The organism is Methanosarcina sp. WH1 (assembly GCF_000970005.1).
Lineage (GTDB): Archaea > Halobacteriota > Methanosarcinia > Methanosarcinales > Methanosarcinaceae > Methanosarcina.
In genome coordinates, this window is record NZ_CP009504.1 from 2,316,367 (window position 1) to 2,335,603 (window position 19,237).

The window sequence follows — 19,237 nt, forward strand, 5'->3', positions numbered from 1 at the left end:
CTGAGTCCATTTCAACTCGGATAGTTTGACAGCTTGCATGTAGATTTTATTCTCTTTTATTTGGAGACTTCATAAGGTCGATACTCGTTGCCGTTCCTACCATAATATCTTCTTCTTTTTCAAGAGCCTCAAGAATGTTTGAGATCAAAAGGTGGCTGATTGCTCTTCTTTTCCTGGGTTCCACCACGTATCTTAACCTCATTTCAATCCAGTTTTCCTGCAGCTTTGTGTAGAGTTTTGTCTGCACATCATAGGTTGTGACAAAGTATTTTCCTCCCAGAAGACGTAGCTCCGTCCGCGCCAGGTTTTCGAACTCTCCTACAACTGGACCTGCAGTTTTAAGGGCAATATCTTCGGCTTTTTTCCAGTTACTGCCGTAAATCAGCAAAATCCGGATTTCATCCCAAATAAAGGAGTAGTCCTTCGTATAGTTTTTTATCGTCTGGTTAAGGACAAAACTATTCGGGATATGGAGAATCCTACCAGTGTACTGGTCTGCATCCACCCATTCCTTAATTTCCATAACTGTGGTGCTGAAACTCCCTATATCCAGCACATCCCCTGTACTGTCTCCAACCTGGATTCTGTCTCCTGCTTTAAAGGGATGAGATACAATTATGAGAATTCCTCCGGCTATGCTCCTCAGAAGGTCCTGAAGTGCAATTGCAACACCTGCACTCAGAATCCCATAAGCGATAAGCAGGGTGCTGGTCCTCTCAACCCAGATTGCAAAAAGGGAGGCAAGAACAAGTACTGTGACAAGGATAGATACGGCTTTCCGCAGAGTATATCTATCTTTGGCAGTCGAAACTCTTCTAAGGATGAGGTTTCCGAAAAGGGAATTTATTATATAGGCTAGAAAAACTACAATTAGAGAGGTAAGAAGAGCATCCAATAGAGTCCGATCCTCGACGATATAAAAGTTAGTCAGATACCGGATATATGCAATAAAAAGTATCAAAAACAGCAGGATAAAAACATTAAGTCTCTGGAGAACCCTCATGTAATAAAATATAATGTTATTTATATATCAATATAGGCAGCCTTATAAATGGTCAGTCCCATGGACCAATTCAATTCAAAGCCCTTCTTTAAAACCCTTCTTTCATCTTGAAAATCCTTCTTTTCTTGTGTGGTTGAATATTAAACTTCAATTTGATCGGAACTAATAGGTTCCAGCCGTGAAGGTAACTTGAAGGGCTCGTTCAGATAGTAAATAATCATAGTAAATAATCACCAATTTTTCCAATAATATGATAAGGATTATTATATATATTCATTACATTTAAATATAATAGATACAATTTATGTTTCTCATTCTTCGGAATAAATTACGGCAAAGGAGTAACAGAAGAGATAGTATGACTGGAAAGGAGGCAAAAAGGCACAAAATAAGGAAAGGGAATACGGACCTTTTCCTGAGTGCCCTCAAGACTACGGTTCCTGTGTTTCTCGGATACATACCCCTCGGAATGGCTTTCGGATTTCTGATTGACGGGGCCGGTTACCACTGGATTTATGCTTTCCTTATGAGTCTCCTAATTTATGCGGGTGCAGGCCAGTTCCTGGCAGTAGCTTTACTTGCCGCAGGGGCGGGACTTACTGAGTTTGCTATAGCTACCCTGCTCCTGAACCTCAGGCACTCCTTTTACGGACTGTCCCTGCTGGATAAATTTTCCGATGTCGGGAAGGTCAAGCCTTACCTTATCTTTGCGTTGACTGACGAAACATATGCCCTTCTGACCACAACAGAAGTCCCGAAAGGTGGATCAAAGGCAAAGTTTTACTTCTATATTGCAGCCCTCGACCACCTCTACTGGATAGCAGGGTCGGTGCTTGGGGCAGGGCTTGGCTCCCTGCTGGACCTTAATCTTGAGGGCATGGCTTTTGTGCTGACTGCACTTTTTGTGGTACTGACCATAGAGCAGTATTTCAATTCCAGCGTACGCTTCCCCTTCATAGCTGCGGTGGGTGCAGGAGCCACTTCCCTTATACTCTTCAGCCCTGACAATATGCTGCTGATCTCGATCATTCTGGGGACCCTGATTTTGATAGGCAGAGAAAAACTGGGGCAGGGAAATCTTCAGGTAAACCTGCAGATAAATAAAGTAATCAAAAATACTCATTGTCAGGATCATACACACACTTATACCCAGGCTCATGCGACAGCACAGCCTGTTCAGGATAATTCACAGGAGGAAAGCTGATGACCGATACTTTACAAATACTCGTAACCATCGCGGTGATAGCCCTTGCGACCTTTGCTACAAGGGCTCTTCCATTCCTGTGTTTTGGCTCAAGAGAGCCGCCAGCAATACTTTCAACGATTGAAAAAAACCTGCCTCCAATGATCCTCCTGCTGCTGGTCATTTATTGCCTGAAGGATGTACAGTGGCTTGCAGCTCCATACGGGATTCCGGAATTGTTTACAATAGGGGTTGTTGCAGGACTCCATTTCTGGAAACGAAACGCCATGCTCAGCATCTTTGCAGGGACCGGGCTTTACATGGCACTTATACAGTTCAATGTCTTTTCTTTCCTCTAAGCTTTTCCCCAGATATTTTCCCAAAAATATAATTAGAAGAAGATTAGATAAAACGCATATGAAATTCTTCGAATAACAGGCACAAAGAAATGAAAGTACTTTTTTTTCCTTACCTTTTTTACCTATCAACCTCATCATTCTCTTGGGCAGTAAGGTTGTACTTATTTTGGTTCTTTGAAGCCGTGATAAAACTAACCAGTGAATTGCCATCGAAGGCTCAAATGTGACTTTGATCACGGATGCTAAATTGGCCTTTGAGGCAATTCTACTGCCCAAATTAATTTGGTGATCTAATTTGGTGATCTAAATTGGTTGAAGTCATTAACAAAGCTTGTGGTTTAGACATTCACAAACTCTTTTTCATTGCTACAATCCTCAGTAGATCTGGTGAAAAACAGCAACAATATTTCTCTAGAACCCCTGACGAAATTTTAGCTTTTAAAAACTGGGTTATATCAGATAAATGTGACGTTGTTGCCTGTGAATCAACGAGTGACTTTTGGGTTCCGATTTATGATGCGTTGATAAAACATCTACCTGTTATAGTTGGAAATGCCCGAGATATGAAGGCGTTTACACACAAAAAAACAGATAAGATCGATTCCGAATTCATCGCACAACTTGCATTGAATAATATGATTCAACCATCAAGAGTTTTCCCAAAAAACCATAGAACATTTCGTTCATGTATCCGGCTTCGCCATAACCTTGTACAAAAAAGAACAGATATAAAAAATGAAGCTCACGCCATACTCGCACCTGAAATGTTTAATCTGAAGAATGTGCTAACAGATATTTTTGGTAAGAGTGGTAGAGCAATTCTATCAGGAATTTGTTCAGGTAAAAGCGTTGACCAGATTATAGCAAGCCTTTCCCCAAATGTTCGTAAAAAAAGTGATCAGATAAGGGAAACTCTGGACAGAGAAATCTCTCAAGGTGCTGCATTCAGGCTTCAGATCTGTCTGGATATCATAAAGCATCTTGACAATGAAATCAAAATTTTGGAAAAAGAAATATTCAATTATGCTTATAAAAATCATAAGCAAGAAATGGAAATTTTAATGTCTGTTCCAGGAATAGGAGAACTTGGAGCGGCAACTCTTATTGCTGAAATAGGCGATTTCAAAGATTTTTCTTCAGGGGATAAGCTTGCTTCATGGCTTGGCATAGTTCCGAATGTGTACCAATCAGCGGATAAATACCATAACGGAAGAATCACTAAGAGAGGATCTAAGGAAGCAAGGTGGATTCTAACACAGATTGCTCAGGCAGCAGCAAGAACAAAAAATAGCAGGTTAAAAGAGTTTTTCAACAGAAAAAAGAAGTCGATTGGGCATTCAAAGGCAATTATTGCCCTGGCAAGAAAAATTGCAACAATTATATGGCATCTGATCACAAACGAGGAGATGTATGAAGATGAAACTGGATATAAAAAGGGGGAAATTCAAAAGAGAAAGATAGTGGAGACTGAGATATTCTCAGTTGATGAAAGGATCAAAATAATGAGTGAAATATATGTAATTGCGAGAAATGAAGAAAGAGAGAGTACGTGAGGAAGATCTCCTCATATACTTTCATGCTAAATATAGATACTATCCAAAAAGTCAGGTGCCAAAAGTGCCAAAATAGGACAAAAATCTCTACTAATTTACCTTATAGTGATTGTGTAGCTGGAAAATCAGAGGCAATTTGATGAAATTTATGAATACTGTCAATTGATTTTTGACAAAAAATCGAAGCTTCTCACTAACTTTAATTTATACTGTCAAACTAAGGCTGTAAAAGAGTAATGCTTTTTGGCTGTATTTTTGACAGGGGCAATTACTGCGTTCTTTATTAGTGACAAAAAGGATTACAACACCTGGCTGAAAGTTAAGATAAAAAGCACCATAATAGTTTTTACTTCAGGGAAGTTTTTACGAATCTCCCTTGAAGTTATTGTTTTTATGGTGTTGATATATTTTGGAATATCAAGCGAAGGTTTTGCTGAAAATAATAGTGAAAATGGTCTTTGTCACACTCTATATTCAGCACTTCAACATCGAATGTTTCACTTATGTTATGGATTTTAGTTTTTAGAAAATCAATAACTAAAGGGTTCGTTAGAGCTTTTCTCCTATATTTCACACACTGAATGTTTTCTCTATATTTCACACACCGAATGAAATGATAATGGAGTGAATACACAGAATGGCTCCTAAGATCCAGTTTATACTGCATAGTCACCATTATATTGTTGTAACTATAAGGATCAATAATTATGCTACTGTTGTTTTGTAGAAGTTGACGACTTTCATCCCCCACCTGTCGTTTACGCTCCGAGGAAGGGGACTTCCCACCTTAGAATTAAAAGTATTTAAGTGGACTCGGCGGGATTTGAACCCGCGGCCTTTACGTTGCGAACGTAACGATCTTCCCCTGATCTACGAGCCCTTTTACGAAAAAGAGAATTGTGAAAAAAAGTATTCCGAACACATTGTCCGGTCCTTTTTTCCTTCTCAGATGCGGTAGGCTTCCTGAACCTGAACAGTCTCGACGCCGGAAACTTTTGCGAAGGCTTCTTCCGCTGGTTCAGTTCCTCCTTCTTCATCGTTAACAATTAATGTTACAATCAGAGCCTTCAAGCCAAAAGCAATAGGTTCCTCAACAATATCTCCGTGAAGGTTTGCCCCTGCAGGAATTACGGCTTTTATTTTCTCTTTCAATTCTACAAGGTCGGTTTCAACGCCTTCTGGCATAATTTTAATTTTTGCTGCAACATCGCCCATTTAAATTCCTCTTGTAATTTATATGATTCTATTAACCAATTTTAAGTTGCTTTCACAATGCTCTTCTGGATCTTCAGGCACTCTGCCCAAAATCACGGAGCTTTGAATCCACACTTCGGGCAGGTGTATACGTTACCCTGCTGCCTGCAGCTTGTACATCTTCCAATCTCTGCTCCGCACTGGGGGCAGGGAAACTTCACATAGCCTTTCTCCACAAGACGGATCCCGCATGAGGTACAGTATTCAACTTTCTGTGATGACATTTTTATTCTCCTGAATTATTTTATATAGTGAACTGCAATGAATTAACCGGTAAATCAGGCACCTTCCTTAAGCTTCAGTATCCTGCTTTTTCGGCACCTGTGTTAACATCAACAAGCCTGATGAACTGAATGTAATGATGCTTTTTGGACACGGTTTGCTTCTCTCCCTAGTCATATACGATATACAATTTAAATATTCCCCTTTACCGTCGTACAGGGCACAGGCTTCCCGTACACCGCCTGAATAACTCTTTCCGGAAATTTTCCATTTATAATTCTGCACTCCATTCTGTTTATCTGAAGGAATCCGGGCAGGAAAGGGTCTACGCAGCTTTCAAAATTTTCTGAAAAATCAGAGGCAAAAATTTCCCTGAGAAGTTTTCCTTCCCTGAAAATCCCGTCAACATCCGTAGCCTTAATGAACAGGGCTCCCACCTGCTTTGCAACCCAGGCAGCGATTGTGTCCGAAGTTACGTCCCAGGAGTGGGGCAGAGGGTCTTCTGCCTTCAGCAGTCTGTAGGGAAAAAGAATCGAAACACCCAAAGGCAGTTCTGTGATTGAATCCACAACCTGGGCCCGGCTTTTGTCCTGCAGATAGCAGGCATACTGCTCCATACCAAGCACAGCCATCCAGTGAGCTGCGTCGTCTCCAAGTCCGAACCTCTCATCAGCTCTCCTTATGGCATCTGTAAATATCCCTCCTCCGGGAACAATGAGAATGGAATAAAGACTTTTTTCGGAAGCCTGTTTCTCAGAAACAGCCCCCGAAGTTCCGGAGCCAAATTCTATTATAAGCCTGTCAATAAGCTCTGGAGCTTCGCTGAGCAGGCTTCCCCCTAGTTTGATAACTACCCTCACGGTTTTCATTGGGTTATCTCACTTGTTTAGGTTTTTCTCAATTAATGGTTTTTCGGCGTCCAGTAAGCGGGCGGCCGCATATGCCGGAAAGACCTTTGAGATCTCTTCTCCCCATCGCCCTGAAACAGAAATGCATTCAAATCCGAGCTTTTCTGCCGCTTCCTTTATAAGAAATTCTCCCAGACCCGCTGATGCGATCTTCTTAAGCCCATTTCTTTCCGCAACTTCGGAGATCGCTTCAGCCAGGGTAGAGACCTGTTTTTCTTTAACCTGCTCTGTGATCTCGTATATTTCCCTTTCCCTTACTTCTGAAAGGTCTGCACAGATCAGCCTTGCAATTCTGCGCATGGCATCTGTTTTGCTCCTACCTGCTCCGTCGGCAGTCTCGCATGTGTACGCATCTTCCTCAATTTTCCCGAGTATAAGATAAGCATCTGCTGTCGTTGCAAAGAGTTCTGAGGATGTCCTGCACATGCCTTTCTCAAGCTTTACCTTTTCGAGAAGTACGGCAAGGTTTGTTCTCAGGGTGCCTGCGTATACAAGTTCACTCCTGAGCAGGCGATCAAAGTCTGTAAGCCCTGCCCTGTGCTCTCCTGATATGATCGGAATAATATCACTTGTGGTACTGCCAACATCAACAAAAATGCAGTCTCCTGCTTCTTCTCCTATCAGCCTGGCGGAAGCTGCCCAGTTCGCTGCAGCAAGCTCCCTCAGGGAATTAGCTTCACTCTGGAACCTTCCCTGGCTGTTTATATACGAAACTCTTTCAGAGCCAAAAGCGGAATCAACTGTTTCTTTTATGAACCGGATGCCCTGTTCTTTATCTTCAAAACAGTCCGCAAGCTCTCCGGTCATCACAACAGCAACTCTTTCAGGGTTAAACCTTTGCGCAATCTCTTTTAAGACTTCCGGAAGCCTTGTGTTTTTCCAGAGAGGAAGGTAGTGAAGTTCCACAAGAGTCCCATCCGAGGAAGCAAGCTTTGTGTTTGCCCCTCCAATGTCAAGCCCTATAATTTTTGAATACATTTCGATTCCTTTCCGTATTTTTCCAGGTCTGTAATTTCCCAGGTTTGTAATTATTCTCATTTTTTTTGTTTTCAATTCTTTCCGAAAAGCTCACCAAGCATATCCTTGGAAAAGTGATATTCTCCCTCGATCCGCACTGAATCCGGGAGTTCTCCGAACCTATTTTTAAGAAGAAGTTCGCCTATTTCCTCCTTCATGACCCTGCTAATCCCGAATAATGAGGCTGTAGGTCTTGGATTTACATCCACGACATATGGAAGCTCAGAGAGTACGATGTCCACACCCACATATCCAAAACAATCCAGACATTTTACTGCAGAGATTGCAGTCTCACAGAGTTCATCTTCTCTGGAAGTCCGATAAGGGGTCAGGCTACCGTTGTATTTTATGCCCGAAACTCGATTTATCTCCGGATTTTCTCTTTCTCTGCCCTCTTTCTCTCCAAACTCGATGAACTGGCGGTTTACCGTGAGTATGAGCGGCTTTTTTCCTGCAATGAGGCTTACACTCAGATGTTTTCCTTCAATATATTCACTTGCGATGTACTCACTTGCAATGAAATCTTCTGTCTTTTGGAATTCCGTAACAAGAGATGTTGCCTCTGCCCCGCATCCGAATCTTGGTTTTATGACATACTTTTTGCCCTTTTCAGCTTTTTCCGCAAGCTCGGGGGTATTGATTCCGGCGTTCTTCAGGATTTTTGTGCACAGGACTTTATCCGCACAGTAAGCTGCCGATTCCGGTGAACACCCCAGGTTTACGGTGTTTTCTTCAAGGATCCGGTTCAGTTCGGGAAGCATCCCGTCAGGGGCAATAAGCAGCCCTGCATCACATTTCTTTGCATCTCTTTCAACTACCTGCTTGAAGCTTTCAGCTGTGGATTTCAATGATGTTCCTACACCTATTTCCGTACCTGCAGACGGATAGTACACCTCATGCCCTCCGCGGACAAAACTTTCTGCAAGTGTTTTTAGCATAGCTGCCCCTTCCGGGATAAGGGACTGTTCAATATCAGTACCGACAGCGAATTCTGCAATCAGGATTTTCATCGGAAAAGAAAAACCCGGTCATTTTATATTACTTTTTGTCCTCCCCGGAAGGAAAAATGGAAAGTAGGACACAAATCCGCTTAAGTAAGTAAAGATTTATATAATTTATATAGTTTATAGACTTAAAGTAAGTGATATGTAGTTAATATATATGTAAATAACATATATGCAAATAATATATAAGTAAATAATATATAAGTAAATAAGATAATATTTGTATAATACTTAATGGTGGCTGGTAAAATTAACAGCAAAAACCCAACCTCTCAGTCTTTATTTGAAAATCCTTTTGTCAAAACCCTCGCTATTGCGGTTCTCATGGGTATATTCCTGGTTGACATGGGTCTCGGCCTATTTGATATATTTTCTACAAAATCAAGTCCCCTGCCGTCTGCGTTTGTGCTCATGATCTTTGCCGTGATGTTTATCGGAGGCATGGTCTTCTATGAAAGACAGGGTCTGAACACGCTGAGTTCCCTTATAGGAGGAACACTTGCAGGTTTTGGACTTTCCTTCGTGTTTGTATCCCTTGTAGGAGGCGTGCAGTTTGCATTAGGAGGAGGAATTTCCACGCTTGGGTGGGAACAGGTAATTTCGGCAGTCGCGGCTTGCATGATAGCAGGCGTCATAATGCTCAAAGCACTATCCTATAAACTTCAGAACCACTTTTACTGATTTTTCTTTTTTTTTGCTCTATCAGGAAGATATGCCGCCTGTATAACAGAAAAGTATTTATAGAATTACAAACAATCACAGATCAGGACGAGCGCTACCGTTACACTAATTTTATGGGGATCGATAAATGAAGAAGTCCACTAAAAAGGAAAATATGCATTCAAAAGAAGATAGCCAGAAACAGGCTGAAAATTCCGGAGCTCGGAACTCTGGATCTTCGACTGAAAAAGCCGATGATACAACAGTAAATCCTGAAAAAGAACCTGTAAGTTCCGAAGCTGAAAAGAGTCCGGAAGCAGACTGCAGGAAGGAAAACGAACTTCTCAAAGATCAGCTTTTCCGGCTTGCAGCTGATTTTGATAACTTCAGAAAACGGACCGCCCGTCAGATGGAAGAAAACCGAACAGCTGTGCTTGAGCAGGTGCTTCTGGACTTTGTTGAAGTGACAGATAACTTTGACCGTGCCCTGAAATCTGCACGGACTGCAGAAGATATGGGCTCGATTGTAAGTGGAATCGAACAGCTTTCAAAGCAGTTTTTTTCGATCCTGGAAAAGCACGGGCTTGAAAGGGTAAAATGCGAAAAAGCAGGTGAATTTGACCCTCACAGGCATGAAGCTGTCCAACACATAGAAACCTCCGAAGTTCCGGACAATACCATAGTCGAGGTTTACAAATCAGGATATGCACTGAGGGATAAGGTTGTCAGACCTGCTATGGTTTCAGTCGCAAAAAACCCTGAAGAGACGGAAAAATAAAACTGATTAATTCAAAACCGGACGTATGCTTAAACTGAACTTACGTTCAATTCAATATTAAATTCAATAAACTCTCTGGCCAGGTAGCCTAACTAAATAATTTAATAGACAATTTACTATGAGGATATAATATGGCAAAAATACTGGGAATAGACCTTGGTACTACTAACTCATGTGTGGCAGTGATGGAAGGCGGGGAAGCTGTCGTGATCCCAAATGCCGAAGGCAACAGAACAACTCCTTCAGTTGTTGGATTTTCCAAGAAAGGGGAGAAACTTGTGGGTCAGGTCGCAAAACGGCAGGCTATATCAAACCCGGAAAACACCGTTTATTCCATTAAAAGACACATGGGAGAACCAAACTACAAAGTTACACTTCACGGAAAAGCATATACCCCGCAGGAAATTTCTGCGATGATTCTCCAGAAGCTCAAAAACGATGCAGAGGCTTATCTCGGAGAGACAATAACACAGGCTGTTATTACAGTTCCTGCTTATTTCAACGATTCACAGAGGCAGGCTACAAAAGATGCAGGTTCAATTGCAGGGCTTGAAGTCCTGAGAATTATAAACGAGCCCACAGCTGCGTCCCTGGCTTACGGGCTTGACAAAGGAGATGTAGACCAGAAGATCCTTGTCTACGACCTTGGAGGCGGAACCTTTGATGTATCCGTTCTGGAACTCGGAGGTGGAGTCTTTGAGGTAAAATCCACAAGTGGAGACACTCACCTTGGAGGCGACGACTTCGACCAGCGCATTATCGAGTACCTGCTCGCAGAATTTAGGAAAATCGAAGGAATCGACCTTTCCAAAGACAAGGCTGTACTCCAGCGCCTTAAAGATGCTGCTGAAAAAGCCAAGATCGAACTTTCAGGTGTTGCCAGCACCAACATTAACCTTCCCTTCCTCACAGTCGGTTCTGATGGGGAACCAAAACACATGGATGTTGACCTGACCAGAGCCCAGTTCCAGAAAATGACTGAGGACCTTCTGGAAAAGACCCTTGTATCCATGCGCCGCGCACTCAGTGACTCAAAAATTACCCCAAATGACCTTGATAAAGTGATCCTTGTTGGAGGCGCAACAAGGATGCCTGCCGTGGTTGAACTTGTGGAGAATTTCACAGGCAAGAAACCCTACAAGAACATCAACCCTGATGAAGCAGTTGCAATCGGTGCAGCCATTCAGGCAGGAGTCCTGGGTGGAGAAGTAAAAGATGTCCTTCTACTCGACGTCAATCCCCTTACTCTGGGTATCGAGACCCTCGGAGGCATTGCAACTCCACTCATCCAGAGGAACACCACCATTCCTACTAAAAAGAGTCAGATCTTCTCAACTGCTGCTGACAATCAGCCCTCAGTCGAAATTCATGTTCTGCAGGGAGAACGAGGGATAGCTTCTGAAAACAAGACCCTTGGCAGATTCACCCTTGATGGTATACCCCCTGCTCCGAGAGGTATCCCGCAGATCGAGGTTACCTTTGATATTGATGCAAACGGGATCCTGCACGTGAGTGCAAAGGACCTGGGCACAGGCAAGAAACAGTCCATTTCCATCCAGAAACCCGGCGGACTTTCTGATGCAGAAATCGAGCGCATGGTCAAGGATGCTGAACTGCATGCCGAAGAGGACAAGAAGCGCAAGGAAGAAGTCGAGACCAGAAATAACGCAGAAGCCCTAATCAATGCCTCAGAAAAGACTCTCAAGGAAGCCGAAGATGTAGCAACCGAAGACCAGAAGTCAAAGATCACTGCTGCAATCGAAGACCTGAAGAAAGCCCTGGAAGGCAAGGACATTGAAGATGTCAAGGCAAAGTCAGAGGCTCTTCAGGAAGCCGTATATCCGGTATCGACAGCCATGTATCAGAAAGCTCAGGAGGCAGCACAGCAGGCTGCAGGCGAAGAAGGAAGTACGGATGCCAAAGACCCTGATGAAACAGTCGTTGATGCAGATTACGAGGTAGTTGACGACGAAAAGAGTAAGTAATTAAAGAAGAATTAACATCTAACAACAAGCGCCTGATAATTTGCAGGCATGACCGGTAACCTGTCTACAGGTTCCGGATTTATATCCTTTTTTAAAATAACAGGGAATCCTGATGGCTACAACACGTGATTATTACGAAATTCTCGGAGTATCTAAAGACGCCTCAGTCGAAGATATAAAGAAGACGTATCGAAAGCTTGCACTGCAATACCATCCTGACAGGAACAAAGAAGCAGGGGCTGAGGAAAAGTTCAAGGAGATATCCGAGGCTTACGCTATTCTTTCAGACACTGAAAAACGGGCTCAATACGACCGTTTCGGGCATGCCGGAATTGATGGGCAGTATAGTGCAGAGGACATCTTCCGGGGAGCAGATTTCAGTGGGTTTGGAGACATTTTTGAAATGTTTTTCGGAGGTGGCCGAAGAGGTGGTCCTATGGGGCCGAGGAGAGGTTCAGACCTCCAGTACGACCTCTATATAACCTTTGAAGAAGCTGCTTTTGGAGTCCGTAAAGACATTGATATTCCACGGACAGAAAGGTGTTCTACCTGCTCAGGCACAGGAGCAAAAGTGGGTACAAGCCCAAAACGTTGTCCTGCCTGCGGCGGCACAGGGCAGGTCCGTACCACCCGTTCAACTTTAGGGATGCAATTCGTGAGCACCACCACCTGCAGTACCTGTCACGGCAGAGGCCAAATAATTGAGTCCCCATGCCCAACCTGTGGCGGGGCAGGCAGAATCCGGAACAGGAGAACAATAACAGTCAACGTACCCGCAGGAGCAGACTCAGGCATGAGCCTCAGGCTCAGCGGAGAAGGAGATGCAGGAGAACCAGGAGCGTCTCCCGGAGACCTTTATATTATCATCCATGTGATGGAACACAGGTATTTCAAGCGGGTCGATTACGATGTAATCTCCGAACTGTCAATACCATTCACCCAAGCTGCACTTGGGGCAGACATTATGGTTGATACCCTCTACGGCAAGGTCAAAATGAACATCCCGGCTGGGACTCAGACCCATTCCGTCTTCAGGCTCAAGGACAAAGGCATACAGCACCTGCATGGGCACGGCAAAGGGGATCAGCTCGTAAGAGTAATAATCAAGACTCCCACAAAGCTTACTCATGAACAGGAAGAACTTCTCCGCCAGTTCGAATACCTGAGCAATGGAAAGAAGTCCGATGGGGAGGAAACGAGTAAATCTGAGAAGCACAAAAAAAGCAAGGGAATTTTTGAAAAGGTAAAAGATGTATTAGAGGGTTGAATATTAAGTTTCGGGCTCAATTTTCTATTTTTCTTTTCCTTTTTAAATTTCTATTTTTCTTTTCCTTTTTAATTTTCTATACCGGAAGCTTGAAAACATTTATATATACCTGTTTAATTCTATGGCTAGGAATCTTATCTAATTCACAACTAATTCACAAAAACATAGGTTTGAGAAATTCTGGTTTGCAAAACGTTTAATATCCAGAGATGGTCAACACGCTGATTAACTTTGCTACAAATGATCATGTATCGGGCAGCATGTTACACTTCAACATTATGCCTAGTGCATCGATTCCCAAATAAATCCATTATTTGGTGAGGGATTTGTTGGTCACGAGATAGATTTTGAAGTTTAGGTTTATGGATGTAATCTGGAATCGATACACTAGTATCTATTTTATGTTTATTTTAGCTTTGATTAATTTGATTACTTTCACTTTGACTACTTTCAGCGGTTCAATAATTCCTGCAGTAGTAGATTCATTAAAAACAGTTTTTTTGAAGGTGTCCTATGAAGGCTGTAATTATTGGTGCAGGAGAAGTAGGTTATCATATTGCAAAAGCCCTCTCTCCTAAAAATGATGTAGTAATTATAGAGAAAGACGAGGAAGCAGCAAGAAGAGCAGATGAACTTGATGTGCTCGTGATTGAAGGAAACGGCGCAAACGCTGACATTCTTTCAAAAGTCTTGCAGAATACTGACCTTCTCGTGGCCGTTACGGGCGTTGACGAGGTCAACATCGTTGCCTGCATGACCACCAAGCTGATTACAAAGAACAAACCCGGCTGGAAGGATACAAAGACCATAGCAAGGGTTAGTAATCCCGATTACATAGATTCGCCAGTTACGTCAAGAGCTCAGGTTGGCGTTGACCTTATGATCTGCCCAGAACTTGCGCTCGCCTCAGAGGTTGCCGAGGTGCTCTCAAGCCCTTCTGCAATAGATGCGGAAATGTTTGCCGAAGGAAAAGTAAAGATGACTGAGTTTGCAATAAACCCGGAAAGCAGACTTGTGGGAAAGCATGTGCAGGACCTTCGGCTTGCTGGCTGCTGCATCGTCAGTGCTGTTTTCCGCGAAAAAGAAATAATAATTCCTCATGGAGACGATTTAATCAAGGCAAATGACCATATGGTAGTTGTGGGCAAGCCAGGAGCTATGGAAAACCTGGAAAGCGTTTTCGGAAGCCAGGCGCCCCACAGAACCAGAATTCTTCTTATTGGTTGCGGAATTGTAGGCATCTATCTGGCAAAACTGATCGACAGAGAAGATAACGCGGACCTGAGGATTATAGAGCGCAGGAAGAGCCGCTGCATAGAAGTGGCCGAGATGCTGGAAAACGCCCTTGTGCTCAATGGGGACGGGACTGACGTCAGTCTTCTCAGGGAAGAGAATATTGAGGATATGGATGTTGTTGTTACAGTTACGAACAGTGACGAAAAGAACCTTCTCTGTGCCCTGCTTGCAAAGCAGCTCGGGGCAAAGAAGGTAATTGCAAGGGCTGACCGCTCGGATTACCTGCCTCTTTTTGAGATGGTCGGGATAGACATGGCCGTAAGCCCCAGAGAAGCAACAGTAAATGAAGTCCTCAAACTTACTATGGGCAAAGGCATACAAACGCTCACGACTATCGAAGGTGAAAAAGCCGAAATCATAGAATATACGGCTTCCGAGAAGTCCAAGATTGTCGGCAAGCCATTAAACAAAGTAAAGTTCCCCAAAGGAGCTCTTATTAACATGGTAGTGCGCGGAAAAGAGACTGTAATTCCAAGGGGGAATTTCGTCATCAACAACGGAGACCGTGTAGTTATTTTCTCGATGACTTCTGCGGTTTCTGAAGTGGAAAAATTCTTCAGATGAGTTTTGCGGAATGAGGAGTTTTTCCATGAATAATAAAGCTGTTTTTAATAACAAATCAGTACCTGATGATTTTTTGCAGTCCATACTTGCTTTTGTTGTGATTAATGATTGTATTTATTTGAGCTACAGCAGTTAAAGTTTGGAGGAGCAAATGATTCCTAACTACAGGTACAAACCCGAAATGATTCCTAACTACAGGTACAAACCCGGCATCTATTTTGTTGTGACTTTTATCGTAACCTATGTTCTCTGATTTGCCGGAGTGTATGTAAGTTTTCAGGATAATGAAAGCGGACTGCATATATTACTTATGCTGCCCGAGCTGATGGTACCTTTTCTGATCTCAACTGTATGGTATTTACATCTAAAAATTCGGATTTAAAAAAAGATTTTGTTAACAGGCTTATCAATCCCAGACTAATACAGCCAAAAGTGCTGTCGGCATTTTTATTGATAATCCCGATCTCTGTTCTGACATTTATCTTTCTTTTCCATTTGGAGGATCGATTTCACAGTTTCAATTTGCCGAAAGTTTCTCTTTTTCATCTGGATTTGTCCCTGCTTTACTTCTTCTTTTTCTTGCTGCAGGTTTTGAGGAGCTTGGATGGAGAGGGTATGCCTTTGACAGTCTGCAGAGCCGGTACACCTCCTTATAGCATCGGTTATTTTCGGTATACTCTGGTCGCTCTGGCACTTTCCCTGACATTTGTCAATGAATCCTACCAGTATCTTACCTTAGGCAGGTCGACGTTTTATTGTTCTCTCAGCCCATGGACGTTTCTGAAATAGATCAACCAGTCAATCAGACATCACCCATGTTTTGTTTAAAGTTGAAAAGATGTTACTAAAAAATTACTTGTTCCAGAACTCCGGTGTAAAGAGCACGATGACGGTGTAGACTTCAAGCCTGCCAATCCACATATTCGCAATCAGGATTAATTTTCCAAGAGGAGGGATCGGGTCAAAAGTACCCATCGGGCCTACCACATTCAGGCCCGGACCTATATTCCCGAGAGTGGCTATGGAGGCAGTAATTGAAGTTATGATATCCATACCCAGGACCGAGAGGATAAGGGCGCTTGAGATAAAAATAAGGAGATAGATCACTACAAAGGAGAAAATAGAGTTTATGACCTCATCAGACACGGTTTTATTGTTGAATTTTACACTTCTTATGGCTCTCGGATGAAGAGACTTAAAAAGTTCTACTCTCCCGTGCCTGAGAAGCATAAGGATGCGCACAACTTTTATGCCACCGCCTGTAGAACCGGCACAGCCACCAATAAACATAACGAGAAGAAGAACCATCTTTCCCGAGTCGGACCAGAGGTCAAAGTTCGTTGTGGCAAACCCCGTCGTTGTCATGATGGAAACTACCTGAAAGATCGAAAGCCTGAAAGAGTCAAAAATACCTGTACCAAGATCACGGTAGAGCAAGAGGGTAAGAAGTCCAGTTGCTGCAAGGGTGAGGGCTGTATAGAAGCGGAATTCATCGTCTTTTAGAAGGAAGTCCTTGTCAACATAAATCGCCCTATAATGGAGGGCAAAATTTGCGCCTGCAACGAACATGAAGAAAGTTATTATGAATTCGACCAGAGGACTGTGAAAAGTTTCAATGCTCGCCCCATAAGGCGAGAAACCTCCACAAGCCATTGTGGTAAAAGTATGAGTAACTGCATCGTATAGTGAAAGACCTGCAAGCAGGAGAGCGACAACCTGCACGAATGATATTACAAAGTAGACCATCCACAGGATCTTTGCAGTTTCCCTTATTCTTGGTTTTAGCTTATCTTCAGTTGGACCCGGGGCTTCAGCCCGGAAAAGCTGTCGACCGGCAACTCCGAGTTTTGGCAGGATCGCAATGAAGAGCACAATAATGCCCATACCGCCCAGCCACTGCATCATACACCGCCAGAAGAGAATGCCTTTAGGATGGCTTTCAATATCAGTAAGAATTGTCGAACCTGTGGTGGTAAAGGCCGACATGGATTCAAAAAGGGAATTGAGAGGAGAAATTCCATTCAACATAAAAGGAATTGCCCCGAAAACAGCAGCAGCAAGCCAGCCCAGAGCGACGATCGCAAAGCCTTCTTTACGCATCCAGTCTTCATCGGTTTTGTAGGAAAGCAGGATTAAGCCAGTAAGGACTGTTATTACTATAGAAACAAGAAAAGGTGTAAGGCTTTCCCCGTAATAGTATGCGACTCCGAGAGGAACAACCATGAGTATCCCGAGAAGCCTGAGTAAACCGCCAAGCACATAAAAAACAATCTTAAAATTCATGCTGATCCTCTGTTTTTACAGCTTATGATACTTTTAATGTATTCATATTTATTGCTTACCTGAACAATTTCTCAACATGCGGGACTGCGGAAGAAAGAGCAAAGACTATGACTTTGTCCTCATCTCGGATGATAAACTCCCCTCTGGGGACAATGACCTCATCATTGTGAACCACCATGGTGATAATTGCACCTTTTGGAAACTTTACCTTATTGAGCGGTTTTCCTATAATTTTTGATTGCCCTGATGCCGTATATTCTATGATTTCGGCTTTTTCACCTTCGATAGTCGTGAGCGTTTGTATGCCTTTGCCCATAGTAAGTTTGAGGACTTCGTTTACGGTTGCTGCTCTCGGGCTTACTGCAATATCGATTCCCACCATTTCAAAAAGAGGCACATAGTCCGAACGGTCAGCTCTTGCAATCACTTTTCTGGCACCCATTTGCTTTGCGAGCAGGGCACAAAGAAGGTTCTTTTCGTCGCTGTCCGTAACTGCAATAACAACATCCATATCCTCAATATTTTCTTCTCTGAGGAGGCTGACATCAGTCCCGTCCCCGTTGAGAATAAGGGCATTTTCCAGCATCTCGGCCACTTCTATGCAGCGGCTTTTCCTATATTCAATAATCTTGAGGTCTGTGTTCTCATCCTTATCGATAATTTTGGCAAGGTAAAAACCCACAATTCCGCAACCAATAAGGAGAATTCTGTTTCGATGAGGTCCTTCGTTCCCGAAAACGCTTTCCAGGTTTTCCATGGCTCTGGGCTTGCCAATGATCACCATACGATCGTTTGTTTTAATTACGTCGTCTCCACGGGGAATGATTATTTCGTTTTCCCGGAAAATAGCACTGACAATGCAGCAGTCTTCAAGCTTGAGGTCCTGCATATGCTTTCCTACATACCTGTTGTCAGGACGGATGGCAAATTCCATCATCTGAACTTTACCTCCTGCAAACATTTCCGCATCTATTGCAGAAGGGTTTGAAAGCACCTCGGCAACCTCTGAGGCAAGCGCAAGTTCTGGGCAGATCATAACGTCCACACCCACCTGAGCTCTGGAGGTAACAGGTACATCTATGTAGTCGGGATTGCTAACTCTGGCAATAGTCTTTGTTTCCCTCCAACCAGAATGGGATCTTATGATCAGCTTGGCGGTCATACAGGCAACGATATTAACTTCATCGACTCCGGTAACAGCAACGAGAATATCCGCATCAGGAAGAAGATTTGCAAGAACATCGGCATTTGCGCCGTTACCTTCCACTACCTGAACATCCAGCTCATCTGCTCGTCTCAGAGCATCCTCATTGTTCTCAATAACAACCACGTCATGTGTGAGGGAAAGAAACTTTGCGATATGATATCCAACTTCACCTGCGCCGATTACCACTGCTTTCATAAGATTCCCTCGAAGAAAAGACTGTTTGCAAATAGATTACCCTGCTTGCTTAAGTAGTCTTTGGAAAAAATAAACCGTAAATGGGCGGATTTTTGAGCCTATGAGTATCTCCAGTTTAGAAGTGCCAGAAAACACTTGTAAAGAGTACCAGTACAGTGTATACTTCAAGCCTGCCAACCCACATATTGTTTATCAGGATAATTGAAAATAAAAACTGATATGTGAACTACCCTAAACTAAAGATTTAGCGGCTTTCTGAGTCCTCCTTCCCTCTACTGAGGACAAGTCATACAAGTTCTACCCCGCATACCACAGGTGAAATGGAATATATGATCGTGAGATTACTTGAGATGCTCAGAACATCCGATATTCTCCGGCTTAATGTTCCCGATCCCTTCAGGGATACGATACCCTGTTATCCAACTCCTTCAGCTTGATTTTCGCATTTTGGATTGTGGTGACAGTATCTACTATTAAATTAACTTGATACTACTATTAA

The 19,237-nt window shown here is 43.0% G+C and carries 18 protein-coding genes, 1 tRNA gene and 1 pseudogene; 9 read left to right on the forward strand and 11 right to left on the reverse strand.

Annotation, left to right across the window (positions count from 1 at the left end; translation table 11 throughout):
- Positions 1–46: 46 nt before the first annotated feature.
- Entirely contained in the window at positions 47–895 is an 849-nt protein-coding gene (locus tag MSWH1_RS10105; RefSeq protein ID WP_231585644.1) for a mechanosensitive ion channel family protein, read from the reverse strand.
- Between the two features lie 466 nt (positions 896–1,361).
- Between MSWH1_RS10105 and MSWH1_RS10110 the strand changes: the two genes are divergently transcribed.
- From MSWH1_RS10110 to MSWH1_RS10120, 3 genes are all read left to right on the forward strand, one after another.
- On the forward strand, positions 1,362–2,207 hold the full coding sequence (locus tag MSWH1_RS10110; protein ID WP_082088102.1) for an AzlC family ABC transporter permease: 846 nt from the start codon (positions 1,362–1,364) through the stop codon (positions 2,205–2,207).
- The gene (locus MSWH1_RS10115; protein WP_048128199.1) at positions 2,207–2,545 is read left to right on the forward strand and encodes a branched-chain amino acid transporter permease; all 339 of its coding nucleotides are present in this window, start codon (positions 2,207–2,209) and stop codon (positions 2,543–2,545) included. The genes MSWH1_RS10110 and MSWH1_RS10115 overlap by 1 nt, the downstream gene beginning before the upstream one ends.
- A gap of 308 nt (positions 2,546–2,853) precedes the next feature.
- Positions 2,854–4,098, forward strand: a complete 1,245-nt coding sequence (locus tag MSWH1_RS10120) for an IS110 family transposase (RefSeq protein WP_048125153.1) — start codon at positions 2,854–2,856, stop codon at positions 4,096–4,098.
- Positions 4,099–4,397: 299 nt separating this feature from the next.
- Here MSWH1_RS10120 and MSWH1_RS20860 read toward each other — a convergent pair whose 3' ends face one another.
- The 8 genes from MSWH1_RS20860 to MSWH1_RS10155 all read right to left on the reverse strand — a co-directional run bounded on the left by MSWH1_RS20860 (position 4,398) and on the right by MSWH1_RS10155 (position 8,509).
- A complete protein-coding gene (locus MSWH1_RS20860; protein WP_369798594.1) occupies positions 4,398–4,514 on the reverse strand; it encodes a hypothetical protein in 117 nt (38 codons plus the stop codon).
- On the reverse strand, positions 4,490–4,774 hold the full coding sequence (locus MSWH1_RS18265; RefSeq protein ID WP_369798595.1) for a transposase: 285 nt from the start codon (positions 4,772–4,774) through the stop codon (positions 4,490–4,492). Before MSWH1_RS18265 ends, MSWH1_RS20860 begins: the two co-directional genes overlap by 25 nt.
- A 132-nt stretch (positions 4,775–4,906) precedes the next feature.
- Positions 4,907–4,978: transfer RNA gene (locus MSWH1_RS10130), tRNA-Ala, on the reverse strand.
- 65 nt (positions 4,979–5,043) lie between these two features.
- Positions 5,044–5,313 carry an elongation factor 1-beta gene (locus tag MSWH1_RS10135; RefSeq protein WP_048128206.1) on the reverse strand — a complete coding sequence of 90 codons (270 nt, stop codon included), beginning with the start codon at positions 5,311–5,313 and terminating at the stop codon, positions 5,044–5,046.
- Between the two features lie 92 nt (positions 5,314–5,405).
- Positions 5,406–5,576: a zinc finger domain-containing protein gene (locus MSWH1_RS10140; RefSeq protein ID WP_048128208.1), complete on the reverse strand. Its 171-nt coding sequence runs from the start codon at positions 5,574–5,576 to the stop codon at positions 5,406–5,408.
- Positions 5,577–5,765: 189 nt separating this feature from the next.
- Positions 5,766–6,443 carry an amino acid kinase gene (locus MSWH1_RS10145; RefSeq protein ID WP_048128210.1) on the reverse strand — a complete coding sequence of 226 codons (678 nt, stop codon included), beginning with the start codon at positions 6,441–6,443 and terminating at the stop codon, positions 5,766–5,768.
- Between the two features lie 9 nt (positions 6,444–6,452).
- Positions 6,453–7,460: a hydantoinase/oxoprolinase family protein gene (locus tag MSWH1_RS10150; protein ID WP_048130396.1), complete on the reverse strand. Its 1,008-nt coding sequence runs from the start codon at positions 7,458–7,460 to the stop codon at positions 6,453–6,455.
- Positions 7,461–7,531: 71 nt separating this feature from the next.
- Positions 7,532–8,509 (reverse strand): ATP-grasp domain-containing protein, encoded by a 978-nt coding sequence (locus MSWH1_RS10155; protein WP_048128212.1) that lies wholly within the window; start codon positions 8,507–8,509, stop codon positions 7,532–7,534.
- A gap of 228 nt (positions 8,510–8,737) precedes the next feature.
- Between MSWH1_RS10155 and MSWH1_RS10160 the strand changes: the two genes are divergently transcribed.
- The 6 genes and pseudogenes from MSWH1_RS10160 to MSWH1_RS18270 all read left to right on the forward strand — a co-directional run.
- The gene (locus tag MSWH1_RS10160; protein WP_048128214.1) at positions 8,738–9,184 is read left to right on the forward strand and encodes a hypothetical protein; all 447 of its coding nucleotides are present in this window, start codon (positions 8,738–8,740) and stop codon (positions 9,182–9,184) included.
- A 127-nt stretch (positions 9,185–9,311) separates the two neighbouring features.
- The gene (grpE, locus tag MSWH1_RS10165) at positions 9,312–9,941 is read left to right on the forward strand and encodes a nucleotide exchange factor GrpE (protein ID WP_048128217.1); all 630 of its coding nucleotides are present in this window, start codon (positions 9,312–9,314) and stop codon (positions 9,939–9,941) included.
- Positions 9,942–10,072: 131 nt separating this feature from the next.
- A complete protein-coding gene (gene dnaK, locus MSWH1_RS10170; protein WP_048128219.1) occupies positions 10,073–11,926 on the forward strand; it encodes a molecular chaperone DnaK in 1,854 nt (617 codons plus the stop codon).
- 112 nt (positions 11,927–12,038) lie between these two features.
- Positions 12,039–13,193, forward strand: a complete 1,155-nt coding sequence (gene dnaJ, locus MSWH1_RS10175) for a molecular chaperone DnaJ (RefSeq protein WP_048128221.1) — start codon at positions 12,039–12,041, stop codon at positions 13,191–13,193.
- Between the two features lie 513 nt (positions 13,194–13,706).
- On the forward strand, positions 13,707–15,053 hold the full coding sequence (gene trkA, locus MSWH1_RS10180) for a Trk system potassium transporter TrkA (protein ID WP_048128223.1): 1,347 nt from the start codon (positions 13,707–13,709) through the stop codon (positions 15,051–15,053).
- A gap of 181 nt (positions 15,054–15,234) precedes the next feature.
- A pseudogene (locus MSWH1_RS18270) lies at positions 15,235–15,809 on the forward strand (type II CAAX prenyl endopeptidase Rce1 family protein); the annotation flags it as partial.
- Positions 15,810–15,905: 96 nt separating this feature from the next.
- Here the strand turns inward: MSWH1_RS18270 and MSWH1_RS10195 are convergent.
- Entirely contained in the window at positions 15,906–17,336 is a 1,431-nt protein-coding gene (locus MSWH1_RS10195; RefSeq protein ID WP_048128229.1) for a TrkH family potassium uptake protein, read from the reverse strand.
- Between the two features lie 55 nt (positions 17,337–17,391).
- A complete protein-coding gene (gene trkA, locus MSWH1_RS10200) occupies positions 17,392–18,738 on the reverse strand; it encodes a Trk system potassium transporter TrkA (protein WP_048128231.1) in 1,347 nt (448 codons plus the stop codon).
- Positions 18,739–19,237 lie beyond the last annotated feature (499 nt).

Bases quoted from the DNA above. Each gene is read 5' to 3' on its own strand.
- MSWH1_RS10160 (WP_048128214.1), top strand. From the start codon at position 8,738: ATGGTGGCTGGTAAAATTAACAGCAAAAACCCAACCTCTCAGTCTTTA.
- dnaJ (WP_048128221.1), top strand. From the start codon at position 12,039: ATGGCTACAACACGTGATTATTACGAAATTCTCGGAGTATCTAAAGAC.
- MSWH1_RS10145 (WP_048128210.1), bottom strand. From the start codon at position 6,443: ATGAAAACCGTGAGGGTAGTTATCAAACTAGGGGGAAGCCTGCTCAGC.
- MSWH1_RS10195 (WP_048128229.1), bottom strand. From the start codon at position 17,336: ATGAATTTTAAGATTGTTTTTTATGTGCTTGGCGGTTTACTCAGGCTT.
- grpE (WP_048128217.1), top strand. From the start codon at position 9,312: ATGAAGAAGTCCACTAAAAAGGAAAATATGCATTCAAAAGAAGATAGC.
- MSWH1_RS18265 (WP_369798595.1), bottom strand. From the start codon at position 4,774: ATGGTGACTATGCAGTATAAACTGGATCTTAGGAGCCATTCTGTGTAT.
- MSWH1_RS10115 (WP_048128199.1), top strand. From the start codon at position 2,207: ATGACCGATACTTTACAAATACTCGTAACCATCGCGGTGATAGCCCTT.
- MSWH1_RS10140 (WP_048128208.1), bottom strand. From the start codon at position 5,576: ATGTCATCACAGAAAGTTGAATACTGTACCTCATGCGGGATCCGTCTT.
- trkA (WP_048128231.1), bottom strand. From the start codon at position 18,738: ATGAAAGCAGTGGTAATCGGCGCAGGTGAAGTTGGATATCATATCGCA.
- trkA (WP_048128223.1), top strand. From the start codon at position 13,707: ATGAAGGCTGTAATTATTGGTGCAGGAGAAGTAGGTTATCATATTGCA.
- MSWH1_RS10155 (WP_048128212.1), bottom strand. From the start codon at position 8,509: ATGAAAATCCTGATTGCAGAATTCGCTGTCGGTACTGATATTGAACAG.
- MSWH1_RS10110 (WP_082088102.1), top strand. From the start codon at position 1,362: ATGACTGGAAAGGAGGCAAAAAGGCACAAAATAAGGAAAGGGAATACG.
- MSWH1_RS10150 (WP_048130396.1), bottom strand. From the start codon at position 7,460: ATGTATTCAAAAATTATAGGGCTTGACATTGGAGGGGCAAACACAAAG.
- dnaK (WP_048128219.1), top strand. From the start codon at position 10,073: ATGGCAAAAATACTGGGAATAGACCTTGGTACTACTAACTCATGTGTG.
- MSWH1_RS10135 (WP_048128206.1), bottom strand. From the start codon at position 5,313: ATGGGCGATGTTGCAGCAAAAATTAAAATTATGCCAGAAGGCGTTGAA.